Raw genomic sequence first — 321 nt, forward strand, 5'->3', positions numbered from 1 at the left:
GCTGCCGGCGCTTGCCCGGCTGCATCGCCACGTGCCACTGCGGGCCTTGCGCTTCTTCGCGCTTGTGCACGCCTCGGTAGCCGGCATCGCCGAAGGCTAACGACTCCTGGCCGTGCAGCAGCGCACCGGCTTGTGTCACGTCGTTGACGTTGGCCGCCGTGGCGACCACCGTGTGCACGAGGCCCGATTGGGCATCCACACCGATGTGCGCTTTCATGCCGAAGTGCCAGGCCTTTCCCTTCTTCGTCTGGTGCATCTCGGGATCGCGCGTATTGCCCTCGTTCTTGGTCGAGCTGGGCGCAGCGATGATGGTCGCGTCCA

Annotated in this window: 1 protein-coding gene; it reads right to left on the reverse strand. The window is 66.0% G+C overall.

The window, feature by feature from the left end:
- Positions 1-321: transposase (locus APY03_RS35270; protein WP_157103504.1), on the reverse strand; the 321-nt coding region annotated here is incomplete at both ends.

The sequence above is a fragment of the Variovorax sp. WDL1 genome (assembly GCF_001541225.1).
Lineage (GTDB): Bacteria > Pseudomonadota > Gammaproteobacteria > Burkholderiales > Burkholderiaceae_C > Variovorax.